The following is a 13,852-nucleotide window of genomic DNA, read 5'->3' on the forward strand; positions in this document are numbered from 1 at the left end:
GGTGTCCGGCTGTTTGACCCCCCAAACCAGGGTTAGGAGGCATTGAAAGCTCTCCGATTCCGAGGGGGGATCTTCATGGCAAGGCGTAGAGAGCGCGCGGCGTCGCCGATGGCCGGCAGGGGCACCGGATCCGCGATGCCCGGGCAGGGCGCGGCCGCGCCGGCGCCCGGCGCGGCGCCCGCACCCGGCAGGGGCGCCGACGGGCCCGGCGAGCACGCGCTCTGGGAGGACCGGAGCCGCATCATGCTGCAGCCCATCGCGGCACCGTCGGTGCTCGGGCTGTTCGCGTTCGCGGGCGCGACCATGATGGTCGGCGCCTGGCAGGCGGGCTGGTACGGCAACGCCGCCACCCCGCTGATCCTCTGGCCGTTCGTGCTGTTCTTCGGCGGTCTCGCGCAGTTGCTCGCGGGCATGTGGGCCTACCGGGCCCGCGACAGCCTCGCCACCGCGGTGCACGGCATGTGGGGTGCGTTCTGGCTCGCCTGGGGCCTGCTGTTCATGATGGTCAGCATCGGCGCGGCCCCGGCGGCGCTGGCGCCGACCCTCGGCACGGTCCGGGAGGGATTCGCGTTCTGGTTCGTGGCCCTGGCGGTGATCACCGGCCTGTGCGCGCTCGCCGCGCTCGGCCAGAACATCGTCCTGGCACTGCTGCTGGCGTGCCTCGCCGCGGGCGCCGGCTTCACCTCGGCGGGCTTCTGGGCGCCGTCCAACTGGTGCCTGGACGTCGGCGGCTGGCTGTTCGTCGCCGCCGCGGTCATCGCCCTGTACGCGGCGGCCGCCATGATGATGGAGAACACCTACGGCCGGACGATCCTGCCCACCGGCAAGTACCGCGCGGGCGGCAACATCCCCGGCGGCCGCGGGATCCGCCCGCTGGAGTACCGGCACGGCGAGCCGGGCGTGAAGATCGGCCAGTGATCTTCGGCGTTTCGCCTTGACATTCCCGTTGCCTTATCCTGGGCCGATCGACGAACGACCGGCTCGGGAGAGGAGCGGGAATGTCATCGGCTGTCCGGCGGATGTGGCGGCGCCTAGGCCAGGCCTACACACGCCTTTGCGCGCGCGATGACGCGGCCGCGCACGGCTACACCGTGCCCACCGGTGTCTGGGCCTGCACCCGCTGCCACCAGCCCCACCTTGAGCTGGCCAGCCTGAACTACCACCTCCGCACCGAGCACTGACCGCCGTCGGGCTGTCCGCCCCGCTGTTCACAGAAGGGTGCGGCGGGCTACCAGTGCCGCGTTGAGCAGCTGCAGGTCGCTCGGGCGGGCCGGATCCAGGCCCGTCAGGGCGCTGATGCGCCGCACCCGGTAGGCCACCGTGTTCGGGTGGACGTGCAGGGCCGCGCCGGTCACCCGGCGGTCCAGGTCGAAGGCCAGGTAGCGCTCCAGCGTGCGCAGCAGGTCGGGCCGCCCGTCGAGCGGCGCCAGCAGGGCGGCGAGCGCGGCCAGCGCGCCGCTCGGGCGGCTGAGCTGGTAGTCCAGCAGGACGTCGGCCAGCCGGTACAGGCCGGGCGGGCGCTCCGCGCGGCGGACCAGGTCCATGATCTCCGCGGTCTGCGTGACGGCCGCCGGGATCCCCTCCGGGCCGGTGATCTCGGCCGCCGCGACGATGCCGATGCCGGCCGCCTCGGCCGCCCTCGCGACCAGGTCGTCCAGGATGTCCCAGCCCGCGGAGAAGGGCAGCAGGGCCGTCCCGCCGGCGGCGTCCAGCGCGGTGAGGGCGGGCTCGTCGGCGACGTCGTCCAGCGCCGTCCGGACGCGGCGGATCTTGCGGCGGGCCGCGATCCGGGCGCGCTGCCCCGCGCCCGCCTCGTCCGGATGCGCGGCGAACACCAGCGTCAGGACCGCGTACCGGGGCGCCGGGCGGTGCCCCGCGGTGTCCCCGGCCAGCAGCGCGGTCATCAGGGCGTGCCGGCCGCCGTGCTCCTGGCTGTCGAGGATCTGCCGCACCTCCAGGTAGGCGGCGCTGACGGCCGAGACGAGCAGCCGCTGGAAGTCCAGGAAGTAGCCGAGCGCCTCCTGGAAGGCGGGCAGGTCGGACGGCTCCGCGCCCGCGGTCAGCTCCTCCCAGGCCATCGCCGCGCCGATCTGGTACGCGGCGAGGATCGCGTCCAGCGGCACGCCCTCCTCGGCCCGCAGCGCCGCCGAATCGCGCTGCGGGCCGAACTCGCCGGGCTCGGCGGGCCGGCGCCGCTCCAGGACGTCCGCGAACTGCCGCAGGCTGTGCTGGACGATCCCGGCGATGTCCCCGGCGACCTCCTCCTGCGGCAGCTCCGCGTACACCGGCAGCTCCGCGAGCAGCCGCGCCACCACCCGGCGGGTCAGCCGCGGCGCGCGGGCCCGCAGATGCGCCGCCAGCGGCCGCCCCGCCATGCACAGCGGCGCCCGTGTGTTCTGTGCCCGTGTGTTCTGTGCCCGTGTGTTCTGTGCCCGCGTGGTCTGTGCCCGTGCGTTGGGTGCCCGCGTGTTCAGTGCCCGCGTGTTGTCCCGCGCCACAACCGCTCCCGCCAGAGTCTGTTTTCACGCCAATTGAACGGTGTGTCCAGATTCTGGACGATCACGGCGACATCGTCCATGACGCCGGGAGTGGAGCATGAAGCGTCTGTTGCACGGCATGGTCGGCGCGATCGTCCTCGCGGGCACGGTCCTGGCCGCGGCCCCCGCCCGCGCGGCCGCGGTGGAGTACGTCGCGCTCGGCGACTCGATGGCCTCCGGCCCCCTCATCCCGAACATCACCGGTCCGATCGGGTGCGGGCGTTCCACCCACAACTACGCGCACGAGCTGGCGGCCGAGCTCGGCGCGAACCTCCGGGACGCCACCTGCAGCGGCGCCAGGACCAAGCACATGACCGAGCCGCAGAGCACCAGCGTCGGCGGCGTCGACACCGGCACCGTCCCGCCCCAGTTCGACGCGCTGTCGGCGTCCACCACGCTCGTCACCCTCACCATCGGCGGCAACGACGTCGGCCTCGTCGGCATCGCCGAGGACTGCATCAACCTGGACCCGACCGCCACCCCCTGCAAGGGCGAGTTCGAGGACGAGGTCGCCCAGCGCACCCGCGACCTCGGCCCGAGCCTCGACGCCGTCCTGGACGGCATCCGCGCCCGCTCCCCGAAGGCCCGCATCGTCCTGACCGGCTACGGCCTCTACATCAAGAAGGACGGCTGCTGGCCCCTCCAGCCCGTCCTGCCCACCGACGCGAACTTCCTCCAGGGCTCCGTCAACGCGATGAACGACGTCATCCGCCAGCGGACCACGGCGCACGGCGGCACCTACATCGACCTGGTCGCGCCCAGTGCCGGCCATGACGCCTGCCAGTCGTCCTCCCGCCGCTGGGTCGAGGGCTACGTGCCCGTCCACGCCGCCGCCCCCCTGCACCCGAACGCCCAGGGTGAGGCCGCCTACGCCGGCATCATCGGCGGGGCCCTCGACTCCTGAGCCCTCTCGAGCGCCGTCCCGGTCGACCGGCTCGATCGGGGCGGCCTTAGGCTCGTGGCGCCGAAGGAGGACTGACATGGACGAGATGCAGGCCAACATCGCCGCCTACGAGCAGACGGTCCGCTCGACGATCGCGCTCGCCGGGACGTTCGGCGACGCCGACTGGGGCCGGCCGACCGAGTGCCCCGGCTGGACGGTCAAGGACCAGCTCGCCCACCTCGTCGGCGTGGAACGCGACCTTCTCGGCGATCCCGCGCCGGCCGCCGAGCCTCGCGAGTTCGACCACGTCCGCAACGACTTCGGCCGCTACCTGGAGATCGCGGTGCACGCGCGGCGCCCCGTCCCGGGCCCGGACGTGCTGGCCGAGCTGGCGGACGCGCTGGAACGCCGCCTCGCGCGGCTTCCCGGCGAGGACCCCGACCGCGTGCTCATGTGCCCGGACGGCAGGGAGGGCCCCTACTCGCGGTTCATGAAGTTCCGCGCCATGGACTGCTGGACCCACGAGCAGGATGTCCGCCGGGCGGTCGGCCGGCCCGGCAACCTGGACGCCCCGGCGGCGCGCTGCTTCTGGGAGCTGCTGAGCCGCGGCCTGCCCCTGGTCGTCGCGCGCCGCGCGAAGGCCGCGCCGGGGGAGTCCGTCGCCTTCGCCATCACCGGCCCGCCCGACTTCGACGTGACCGTCACGGTGGACGAGAGCGGCCGGGGCAGCTGGTCGGAGGCCGCCCCCACCACCGAGCTCGCCATGGACTGGGAGACCTACGTCCGGCTGGCCGCAGGCCGCTGCACGGCCGCCGACGTCACCGTCCGGACCGAGGGCGACCGCGACCTCGCCGCGCGGATTCTGGCCACCATGGCCATCACCCCCTGAATACCGCCTGAATGCTCCCCGCAATTCTTCCGAATGGTTTCCGGGGTCCGCCGAACCGCATGGTGACCGGAGGCTGACACCGTATTGGACGGTCGTCCGATATTGGCCACCAATGCGCCCCCACGTGCGCTTTCGTGCCGGTATTCCGTGGCTAGGATGCCGCCGATCATGGTTTTGAGCGTTCCAGGGGGAACCCATGGCGGAAGTCCATCACTTTTCCTACGGCCTGCTGACTCCGGTGGCCGCCTACTGCATGTCGGTCATCGGCTCGCTGCTCGGCCTGATGTGCACCTCCCGCGCGCGGGCCTCCACCGGCCGGTCGCGCGGTTCCTGGCTGGCGCTCGGGGCGCTGTCCATCGGCGGCACCGGGGTCTGGGTGATGCACTTCATCGCCATGCTCGGCTTCAGCGTCGCGCACACCGAGATCCGCTACGACGTCCCCCTGACGCTGCTGAGCTGCGCCATCGCGGTCGTGGTCGTCGCCGGCGGGCTGTTCGTCGTCGGCTTCGGCGGGACGCGCGCGCCCATGGTCGCCGCGAGCGGGCTCATCACCGGCGCCGGCGTGGCCAGCATGCACTACACCGGCATGGCGGCCATGAACATGCCCGCGCACATCGACTACCGGCCGGGCCTGGTGGCCGTGTCGGTCCTCATCGCGGTGGTGGCGGCCACCGTGGCGCTGTGGTTCAGCATCCGGGTCACGACCATGTGGGCGATGGCCGGCGCCGCGGCGATCATGGGGGTCGCGGTGAGCGGCATGCACTACACCGGCATGGCCGCGATGCGCGTCCGCATGCACCACGGCATGCCGGCCCCGGGCGGCGCCACCGCGGGCGACTTCCTGCTGCCGCTCGTCTGCGGCATCGGCGTGGTGGCGGTCGTCCTGCTGCTGATCATCGCGATGGCGCCGACCGAGCACGAGATGCGGACCGATGCCGCCCTCCAGGAGCGCCTCGGTTCCCGGCGGCAGGACCCGCCGCCCGCGCCCGCGGCGCCCGCCGAGCAGCCGTCCCGCGCCGCGGGCAGGTGGTTCGGCGGCTCCGGCCAGTGACGCGGTCCGCCGGCTGACGCGGTCCGCCGGCGCCGGTGAGCGGCGCCGGTGAGCGGTGCTGGTCAGCGGTGCCGGGTGGCGGCCGGGAAGTGCGAGGCGAGGAGGTCGGGGGACTCCTCGCGGCCGTCGAGGACGCGGTTGGTGCGGTCGACGGCGCGCCAGCCGGACTCCGTGCGGCGCAGGCGCCAGTGGTTGGCGGTGGCGCGGCGCAGGACGAAGCCGTCCTTCTGCACGATCATGAGCGTGTACCCGACCGCGGTGGCCTCGTCGCCGGACACGGTGACGTGCGGGGGTCCGACGACGTGCGCGCAGCCGCCCGAGATCCAGCGCTGGTGGTTGCCGGAGCGGACCATCGCCTCGATCTCCGCCTGGCCGGTCATCAGGATCTCGTCGACGTCGTAGACGCCGCCGGGTTCCCAGAGGGCGGCCACGTCGGCGGCGCAGCCGCTGTCGACCAGCGGGCCGTAGGACAGGATCAGGCGGGTGATCTCCCGCTCGTCCTCAAGGGCGTGCAGGCGCTGCTCCAGAGCCTCCAGGCGGGCTTCGACGGTCACTGTTCCTCCCCGAAGACCAGGTCGTAGGTGCCGGACAGTTCGCGCAGGGCGGCCAGTTGCTCGCAGTAGTGCTCCGCCGACCGCGACACGAACCTGACGCCCGCGATCGTGGCGCCCGCCTCGCGGAGGCGGGCGAGGGCGGTGCCGGCGGCGTCCGGGTCGCCGATCGGGTCCAGCGGACGGGACGGCGCGAGCACCACGTCGAAGCCGGGCGGCAGGTCGCGGGCGGCGAGCATCTCGGCGAGCGTGCGCAGCGGCAGGCCGAACGGGACCCAGCCGTCGGCGGCCAGCGCGCGCCGCAGGGAGCGCTCCGAGCGGCCGCCGATCCACATCGGGACGTGCTCCTGGACGGCGTGCGGCTCCACGACCAGCCCGGAGTAGTCGTAGTGCGCGCCGTGGTACTCCGGCATCCGCCGGCCGAGCGACGCGCGCAGCGCGGCCAGGGCGTCGTCGGCGCGCGCGCCGCGGCCGGCGAACGGGGCGCCGAGCAGGTCGAACTCCTCCTCCAGGCTGCCGACGCCGAGACCGAGCGTGAGCCGGCCGCCGCTGACCCGGTCGAGCGTCCCGTACCGCTTGGCGATGGCGAGCGGGTGGTGGTAACCGAGCACGAGGATCTGGGTGGCGAGCCGGACGCGGGACGTCCGGGCGGCGAGGTAGCCGAAGGTGGCGAGCGGGTCCCAGTAGGCGCCGCCGCGCTGCTCGGCCGCCTCGGCGGGGACGGCGACGTGCTCGCTGCAGGTCACGTGGTGGTAGCCGAGCCGGTCGGCGGTCTCGGCGATCCGGCCGATCTCGTCGATGCCCGCGTCCCGCTCCCAGGCGGCGTTGCCGGGCGGCGGCTGCGCCACCACCGGCGTGACGATCCCGACCCGCATCGGTGCTCCCCTCGTTGGCAGAAAAAGGTTCTATCACGGCACCCGGCCCGACCTGGGCATCGGAGCGGGCCGTCCAAGCTCGGGCTGACCTGGTCTTACAGGCCCTCTTCCGTTGAGAGCAAGCAGTTGCTACATTCCAGGTAACAAGAATTCATTTCAGTCAGGTTCCAGGAGGTGCGATGACCGAGGCCATGACGCCGGAGGCAGCGACGCCGGAGGCCATGACGTCCGCGTCCGCCCGCCGGGAGTCGCCGCCGTCAATGATCGAGCGGATGACCCTGATCCTCGACGCGTTCAGCGGCCCCACCGCGCGGCTGACTCTGGAGGACGTCGCGCGCCGCACCCGGCTGCCGCGCTCCACCGCGCACCGGATCCTCGACCAGCTCGTCCGGCAGCGCTGGCTCGCCCACCACTCGTTCGGCTACGGGCTCGGCCAGCGCGCCCTCGGCCTCGGCGGGCAGGACGGCGGGCACGGCAAGATCCGCGAGGCCGCCGCGCCGCTGCTGCACGAGCTGCAGGTCACCACCGGGCTCGTCGCGCACCTGGCGGTGCTGGACGGCGCCGAGATCTTCTACCTGGACAAGCTCGGCGGGCGGCTCGCCACGTCCGTCCCGTCCCGGGTCGGCGGGCGCGCCCCCGCGCACTGCACCGCGCTCGGCAAGGCGATGCTGGCGTGGCTGGAGCCGGAGCAGGTGGACGCGCTGCTCGGCAGCGGCATCAGCCGGCTCACCAGCCGCACCATCGGCGAACTCGGCATCCTGCACCAGGAGCTGCACCGCATCCGGCAGCGCCGCGGCCTGGCGTTCGAGCGCGGCGAGTCGTTCCCCGGCATCGCCTGCGTGGCGGCCGCGATCCGCAGCGCCGAGGGGCCGGTCGCCGGCATCTCCCTCGCCGGCGACATCCGCGCGCCGCTGGAGAACGTCGCGCCGCTGGTGGTCACCGCCGCGCGCGAGGCGTCCCAGACCCTCTTCCCCGGCTCGGCGCCGGCCGGGCGTCCGGGCGGCCGCGCCCGCCGCGGCGGCGGGACGGGCGACGGGACGACCTGGTCGCCGGAGACGATGAACCGGCTCGTCGCGGTCGACGGCCGCGGCGACTGGATGTGACGTCAACCCCAGCCCCACCGGTCGCCGATGCCCCACGGGTCCGGGGCGATCGGCGCGTCCGGCTCCCCGACGCCGAACCGGCTGCGGAAGAACACCATCGGCCGGCGCCAGGATCCGTCCACGATCTCGTGCCGCTCCACCGAGAGGACCCGGCCGATCACCACGTCGTGGTCGCCCGCCTCGTGGACGTCGTGCACGACGGCGTGGACGGCGAGCAGGACGTCCGGGAGCGCCGGGGTGCCCCACTCCGACATCGTCCAGTCCAGGCCGTCGAACTTGGCGCCCCGGCTGGACCCGAAGCGCTCGCACAGCTCGCGCTGCTCCTCGCCGAGCACGTTCACGCAGAACCGCTCCGCCGCGCGGATCCGCGGCCACGACCTGCCGCGCCTGTCGGCGCAGAACAGGATCAGCGGCGGCTCCAGCGACACCGACGCGAAGGACTGGCAGGCGAAACCGACCGGCTCGTCGTCGTGCAGGGCGGTGACCACGGTGACCCCCGTGGCGAACTCCGCCATGGCCTTGCGGAAGTCCACCGGCTCCGGCGCCGCCGCGGCGGCGTCGGGCACGGACGAGAGCGCGGGTTCGGCTGGCATCTGGTCACCTCGGGGCTGCGGGCGGGTGGACTACCGGGTCGGGTGAGCGACATGTCCAATAAGCGGTACGGACGCGCCGCCGGTCAAGGGCCGGCCGGCCGGGGGACGGCCGGTCAGCCCGAACGTAGGCACGTCCCGCACCGCCGGCGCGGCCCGATCCCGATGAGTGGAAGCGGGCGCCGAAGCGGGCCGGTGCGGCCGCCGTGGGCCCAGCGTCCCGCTGATCGGGATCCGCGGCGTGACCGCGCCGCCCCGCCGATTACGTTCCGGACAAGCCACCGTCGAAGGACTGGGAGATCATGCCTGCGGAGCTGACCTACGAGTCGACGTTGCGCGAGCTCGCCACCGACCAGGGCGTCCTGCGCTACCACGAGGCCGGCGAGGGCCCGCCCCTGCTGATGCTGCACGGGTCCGGCCCCGGCGTCACCGGCTGGCGGAACTACCGCGGCAACCTCGCCCGGTTCGCCGAGCACTTCCGCTGCCTGGTCCTGGAGTTCCCCGGGTTCGGGGTCAGCGACCCGACCGAGGAGCACCCGATGATGGCCGCCGGCGGCGCCGCCGTCCGGTTCCTGGACGGCCTCGGCCTCGACCAGGTCGACGTCATCGGCAACTCGATGGGCGGCATCATCGCGACGCAGGTGGCGCTGAAGCACCCGGACCGCGTCCGGCGGCTGGTCACCATCGGCGGCATCGGGCGGAACGTCTTCAGCCCCGCGCCCGGCGAGGGCATCAAGCTGCTGATGGAGTTCACCGACGACCCCACCCGCGAGGGCCTGATCCGGTGGCTGAACTCGATGGTCTACGACCCGCGCACGGTCACCGAGGAGATGATCGAGGAGCGCTGGGCGCAGGCCACCGACCCGGGCACCCTCGCGAGCGCCCGCCGCATGTACGGGTCGAAGGCGATGGCGGCCCGCGCGAAGGCGATGGCGGCCTCCGACGAGCCGCCGTACTGGGCGATGCTGCACAAGCTCAAGGCGAAGACGCTCATCACCTGGGGACGCGACGACCGGGTCAGCCCCGTCGACATGATGCTCGTGCCGATGCGCACGATCCCTGACGTCCAGGTCACCATCTTCCCGAACTGCGGGCACTGGGTGATGATCGAGCAGAAGTCCGCCTGGGAGAGCGCCGTGCTGGCCTTCCTGACGCGGAAGGACGACGCATGAGCACGTGGGACCACGAGTACGACCTCGTCATCGTCGGCAGCGGCGGCGGCGGGATGACGGCCGCGCTGGCCGCGCACGACGCCGGGCTCTCGGCGCTGATCGTGGAGAAGGGCAAGCGGTTCGGCGGCTCCACCGCGATCTCCGGCGGCGGCATCTGGATCCCGAACAACCCGACGCTGAAGGCGCGCGGCCACGACGACAGCCGCGAGTCGGTCCGCCGCTACCTGGACCTGCTCACCGAGGGGCGCGTCCCGGCCGCGCGGCTGGACGCGTTCGTCGACCACGGCCCCGCCGCGATGGAGCTCATCGGCAGGAGCCGGTGGATGACGTTCTTCTGGACGAAGGGCTACGCCGACTACCACCCCGAGTACGAGGGCGGGCGGCCGCTCGGCCGGTCCATCGAGGCCAGGCCGTTCGACACCCGCAAGCTCGGCGACGACGAGAAGTCCCAGCGGCCGAACAGCATGCAGGGCCCGCTCGGCCTGTGGATCACCGCGAAGGACTACCACGACCTCGCGATGGCCAAGCGCACCTGGGCGGGCCGGCGCGCGTCGCTGGTCGCGGCGTGGCGCGTGTCGTCCAACATGGTCCGGCGCCGGCACATGGCGACCGGCGGGCGGGCGCTGGCCGCGCGGCTGCGGATGGCGCTGAAGGACGCGGGCCTCCCGCTCTGGCTGAAGACGACCATGACGGAGCTGGTCACGGGCGAGGACGGCCGGGTCACCGGGATCGTCGCCACGCGGGACGGCGAGACGGTGCGGATCCGCGGCCGCAAGGGCGTCCTGCTCGCCACGGGCGGCTTCGACCACAACCAGGACATGCGCGACGCCTACCTGCCGAAGGGCGGGCAGGAGGACTTCGCGATGGGCGCCCGCGAGAACACCGGCGACGGCATCCGCGCCGGCCAGAGCGCCGGCGGGGCGCTGGACCTGATGGACGACGCCTGGTGGATGCCCGCCGTCCGGCACCCGGCCGGGGCGGTGATCCCGCTGCTGTCCGAGCGGTGCATCCCGCGCTCGGTCATCGTGTCGCAGGACGGCGAGCGGTTCACCAACGAGTCGGCGCCGTACGTGAACTTCGTCCACGACCAGCTCGAAGGCGGGCACGTCCCGTGCTGGTTCGTCATGGACGCCAAGGCCCGCGCCCGCTACCCGTTCGCGCAGATCCTGCCGGGCGCGCCCATCCCGAAGGCGTTCTACGAGGCGGGCATCGCGTTCAAGGCGGACTCGCTCGCTGAGCTGGCCGGCGAGATCGGCGTGCCCGCGGACGCGCTGGCCTCGACCGTCGAGACGTTCAACGGGTACGCCCGCGCCGGCAAGGACCCCGACTTCGGCCGCGGCGACTCCGCCTACGACCGCTACTACGGCGACCCGAACCTGGAGAACCCGAACCTCGACGTGATCGAGGGCGGGCCCTACTACGCGTTCCGGATGGAGGTCGGCGACCTCGGCACCAAGGGCGGCCTCGTGTCGGACGAGCACGCCCGCGTCCTGCGCGAGGACGGCACGGTCATCGACGGCCTGTACGTGACGGGCAACTCGTCGGCGGCCGTGATGGGCAACGAGTACGCGGGGCCGGGCGCGACGATCGGCCCGTCCATCGTGTTCGGCTACATCGCGGCCCGGCACGCGGCGGGCGCGCCCGCCGGAGAGGCCACCGAACGGTCATGACGGCACTCAAGGCGCGGGTGGTGGACGTCGTCCGAGAGACGGCCGACGCGCACTCGCTCGTCCTCGAACCCGCCGAGGGCGACCGGGGCCGGTTCACCTACCGGCCCGGGCAGTTCCTCACCGTCCGGGTCCCGGCCGGGGACGGCTGGGCGGCGCGCTGCTACTCGCTGTGCAGCTCGCCGCTCACCGACGACCGGCTGAAGGTGACGGTCAAGCGGGTCGCGGACGGCCTCGGGTCCAACTGGATCTGCGACAACGTCACGGCGGGCGACGTCCTGGAGGTGCTGCGCCCGGCGGGCACGTTCACCCCGTCCTCGCTGGACGACGACGTGCTGCTGGTCGCGGGCGGCAGCGGCGTCACCCCGGTGATGTCGATCCTCAAGTCGTGCCTGGCCGGCGGCACCGCGAAGGTCACGCTCCTCTACGCCAACCGGGACGAGCGCTCGGTGATCTTCGCGGCCGAGCTGCGGGCGCTCACCGAGCGGTACCCGGATCGGCTCACGGTCGTCCATCTGCTGGAGTCGGTGCAGGGGCTGCCGACGGCCGCCGCCGTCCGGTCGCTGGCGGCCTCCTGCACCGGGCGTCCCGCGTACGTGTGCGGGCCCGAGATCTTCATGGACCTGGTCGCGGAGACGCTCGCCGGCCTCGGCATGCGCGTGCACGTCGAGCGCTTCTTCTCGCTGGAGGGCGACCCCTTCGAGGAGCCCGAGGCCCCCGCGGAGGCGGCCGACGACGGCGACGCCGGCGAGATCGAGGTCGAGATGGACGGCGAGACGCAGACCGTCCCCTGGCCGAGGTCGGAGCGGCTGCTCGACGCGCTGCTGCGCGCCGGGGTGGACGCCCCGTTCTCCTGCCGGGAGGGCAACTGCTCCGCCTGCGCCTGCGTGAAGCTGGAGGGCGAGGTCACCCTCGACGCCAACTCGGTCCTCGACGAGCAGGATCTCGCCGACGGCCTCATCCTCGCCTGTCAGGCGAGGCCGGTCAGCGACCGGCTGAAGATCACCTACGACGGCTGAAGAGATACGGGAGACAGGCGATGGCGAACCGCGTGCTGGACACGATCATGGAAAGGGCGGAGCAGATCCGCGAGCTCGGCCCGTCGAACGAGGCCCTCGGCCGGCTGGACGACAAGGCCGCGCAGATCCTGAAGGACGCGGGCGTCATCCGGCTGCTGCAGCCGAAGGCGCACGGCGGCCTGGAGGTGCACCCCCGCGAGTTCGCCGAGACGGTGATGGGCATCGCCTCCCTCGACGGCTCCACCGGCTGGATCGCCGGCATCGTCGGCGTCCACCCGTGGGAGATGGCCTACGCCGACCCGAAGGTCCGCGCGGAGATCTGGGGCGAGGATCCCGACACGTGGATCGCGTCCCCGTACGCGCCGATGGGCATCGCCCGCCCGGTGGACGGCGGCTACGTCTTCAACGGCCGCTGGCAGTTCTCCTCCGGCACCGACCACTGCGACTGGATCTTCCTCGGCGGGATGCTCGGCGACGACGACGGCAAGATGGTGATGCCGCCGCGGTCGCTGCACCTCATCCTGCCGCGCTCCGACTACGAGATCGTCGAGGACTCGTGGGACGTCGCCGGGTTGAAGGGCACCGGCAGCAAGGACATCATCGTCCGCGACGCGTTCGTCCCCGGCTACCGGACGCTGGAGTACACCAAGGTCGTGGACGGGTCCGCGCCGCGCGAGGCCGGGCTGACCAACCCGTCCTACCTGATGCCGTTCTCCTGCGTGTTCCCGCTCGGCATCACCGCCGCCGTGATCGGCATCGCCGAGGGCGCGCTGCACCACCACCTGGCCTACCAGCGCAACCGCGTCCAGATCACCGGCACCAAGATCAAGGACGACCCGTACGTGCTGTACGCGATCAGCGAGGCCGCCGAGGAGATCAAGGCGTCCCGGACGGCGCTGCTGGACAACTGCTCGCGGATGTACGACGCGGTCGCCGCCGGGCACGTGCCGACGTTCGCCGAGCGCGCCGCCGGCCGCCGCACCCAGGTCCGCGCCGCGTGGCGGGCCTGCCAGGCGATGAACGAGATCGTCGTCCGGTCGGGCGGCAACGCGATGCGCAACGACAACCCGATCCAGCGGTTCTGGCGCGACGCGCACGTGGGCCTGGCCCACGCGATCCACGTCCCGGGCTCGGTCTACCACGTGAGCGCCCTGACGGACCTGGACATAGAGCCGCCCCAGGGCCCCATGCGCTCGATGATCTAACCGCCCGAGCGCTCCGTTCACTTGCGGCGTGTCGTTGTCATGGGCGCCGGCGGTTTCTAGTGTCTGTTGCAACGAGGTTCCTGGAAGGATCTTGTTGTGCCAGGACGTCGTCTTACGCTCGCTGAGCGTGCGCAGATCGAGGTGTTGTTCGGTGCGGGCCATTCGTTTCCGCAGATCGCGGAGGCGGTCGGCCGGAACCGGTCGACGGTGTGGCGGGAGGTGCGCCGCAATCACTCGTATCGGTGGCCGCAGGCCGGCGGTGGCGGGGCACGCCATCCCGGCCGGGCCACCACCGGGTGTCGGGGTGGGC

15 protein-coding genes are annotated in these 13,852 nt (G+C 72.9%); 11 read left to right on the top strand and 4 right to left on the bottom strand.

The features are described from left to right. Nucleotides 1-75 precede the first annotated feature (75 nt). Both E1293_RS21330 and E1293_RS21335 read left to right on the top strand, forming a co-directional pair. Nucleotides 76-918, top strand: coding sequence for an acetate uptake transporter family protein (locus E1293_RS21330; protein ID WP_132199211.1), 843 nt, complete (start codon nucleotides 76-78; stop codon nucleotides 916-918). Between the two features lie 80 nt (nucleotides 919-998). Further along, a complete protein-coding gene (locus tag E1293_RS21335; protein ID WP_132199212.1) occupies nucleotides 999-1,181 on the top strand; it encodes a hypothetical protein in 183 nt (60 codons plus the stop codon). Nucleotides 1,182-1,208: 27 nt separating this feature from the next. Here the strand turns inward: E1293_RS21335 and E1293_RS21340 are convergent, their stop codons facing one another. Beyond that, nucleotides 1,209-2,375 (bottom strand): PucR family transcriptional regulator, encoded by a 1,167-nt coding sequence (locus E1293_RS21340; RefSeq protein WP_207938995.1) that lies wholly within the window; start codon nucleotides 2,373-2,375, stop codon nucleotides 1,209-1,211. Nucleotides 2,376-2,595: 220 nt separating this feature from the next. On the opposite strand from E1293_RS21340, the gene E1293_RS21345 reads away from it, so the two are divergent. The 3 genes from E1293_RS21345 (at nucleotide 2,596) to E1293_RS21355 (ending at nucleotide 5,360) form a co-directional block, all read left to right on the top strand. Then, nucleotides 2,596-3,441, top strand: coding sequence for an SGNH/GDSL hydrolase family protein (locus tag E1293_RS21345; protein WP_132199213.1), 846 nt, complete (start codon nucleotides 2,596-2,598; stop codon nucleotides 3,439-3,441). Between the two features lie 76 nt (nucleotides 3,442-3,517). Further along, entirely contained in the window at nucleotides 3,518-4,309 is a 792-nt protein-coding gene (locus E1293_RS21350) for a maleylpyruvate isomerase family mycothiol-dependent enzyme (protein WP_165978333.1), read from the top strand. Between the two features lie 196 nt (nucleotides 4,310-4,505). Beyond that, a complete protein-coding gene (locus E1293_RS21355) occupies nucleotides 4,506-5,360 on the top strand; it encodes an MHYT domain-containing protein (protein WP_132199215.1) in 855 nt (284 codons plus the stop codon). 62 nt (nucleotides 5,361-5,422) lie between these two features. Here the strand turns inward: E1293_RS21355 and E1293_RS21360 are convergent, their stop codons facing one another. Both E1293_RS21360 and E1293_RS21365 read right to left on the bottom strand, forming a co-directional pair. Beyond that, complete coding sequence (locus E1293_RS21360) at nucleotides 5,423-5,914, bottom strand: nuclear transport factor 2 family protein (protein WP_132199216.1); 492 nt, start codon at nucleotides 5,912-5,914, stop codon at nucleotides 5,423-5,425. Next, nucleotides 5,911-6,786, bottom strand: a complete 876-nt coding sequence (locus E1293_RS21365) for a TIGR03619 family F420-dependent LLM class oxidoreductase (RefSeq protein WP_132199217.1) — start codon at nucleotides 6,784-6,786, stop codon at nucleotides 5,911-5,913. Before E1293_RS21365 ends, E1293_RS21360 begins: the two co-directional genes overlap by 4 nt. Nucleotides 6,787-6,965: 179 nt before the next feature. Here E1293_RS21365 and E1293_RS21370 point away from each other — a divergent pair, with 179 nt between their 5' ends. Next, entirely contained in the window at nucleotides 6,966-7,889 is a 924-nt protein-coding gene (locus E1293_RS21370) for an IclR family transcriptional regulator (RefSeq protein ID WP_243716365.1), read from the top strand. A gap of 2 nt (nucleotides 7,890-7,891) precedes the next feature. On the opposite strand, the gene E1293_RS21375 is transcribed toward E1293_RS21370, so the two are convergent. Further along, entirely contained in the window at nucleotides 7,892-8,482 is a 591-nt protein-coding gene (locus E1293_RS21375; RefSeq protein ID WP_132199218.1) for a flavin reductase family protein, read from the bottom strand. Between the two features lie 299 nt (nucleotides 8,483-8,781). On the opposite strand from E1293_RS21375, the gene E1293_RS21380 reads away from it, so the two are divergent. From E1293_RS21380 to E1293_RS50745, 5 genes are all read left to right on the top strand, one after another. Then, complete coding sequence (locus E1293_RS21380) at nucleotides 8,782-9,651, top strand: alpha/beta fold hydrolase (protein ID WP_132199219.1); 870 nt, start codon at nucleotides 8,782-8,784, stop codon at nucleotides 9,649-9,651. After that, nucleotides 9,648-11,321, top strand: a complete 1,674-nt coding sequence (locus tag E1293_RS21385; RefSeq protein WP_132199220.1) for an FAD-binding protein — start codon at nucleotides 9,648-9,650, stop codon at nucleotides 11,319-11,321. Before E1293_RS21380 ends, E1293_RS21385 begins: the two co-directional genes overlap by 4 nt. After that, nucleotides 11,318-12,337, top strand: a complete 1,020-nt coding sequence (locus E1293_RS21390; protein ID WP_132199221.1) for a ferredoxin--NADP reductase — start codon at nucleotides 11,318-11,320, stop codon at nucleotides 12,335-12,337. Before E1293_RS21385 ends, E1293_RS21390 begins: the two co-directional genes overlap by 4 nt. A 20-nt stretch (nucleotides 12,338-12,357) precedes the next feature. Continuing rightward, nucleotides 12,358-13,542, top strand: coding sequence for an acyl-CoA dehydrogenase family protein (locus E1293_RS21395; RefSeq protein ID WP_132199222.1), 1,185 nt, complete (start codon nucleotides 12,358-12,360; stop codon nucleotides 13,540-13,542). A gap of 96 nt (nucleotides 13,543-13,638) precedes the next feature. Then, nucleotides 13,639-13,852 (top strand): helix-turn-helix domain-containing protein (locus E1293_RS50745; protein ID WP_165978334.1); only part of this gene is annotated, 214 nt, incomplete at its 3' end.

This window comes from Actinomadura darangshiensis (assembly GCF_004349235.1).
GTDB lineage: Bacteria > Actinomycetota > Actinomycetes > Streptosporangiales > Streptosporangiaceae > Spirillospora > Spirillospora darangshiensis.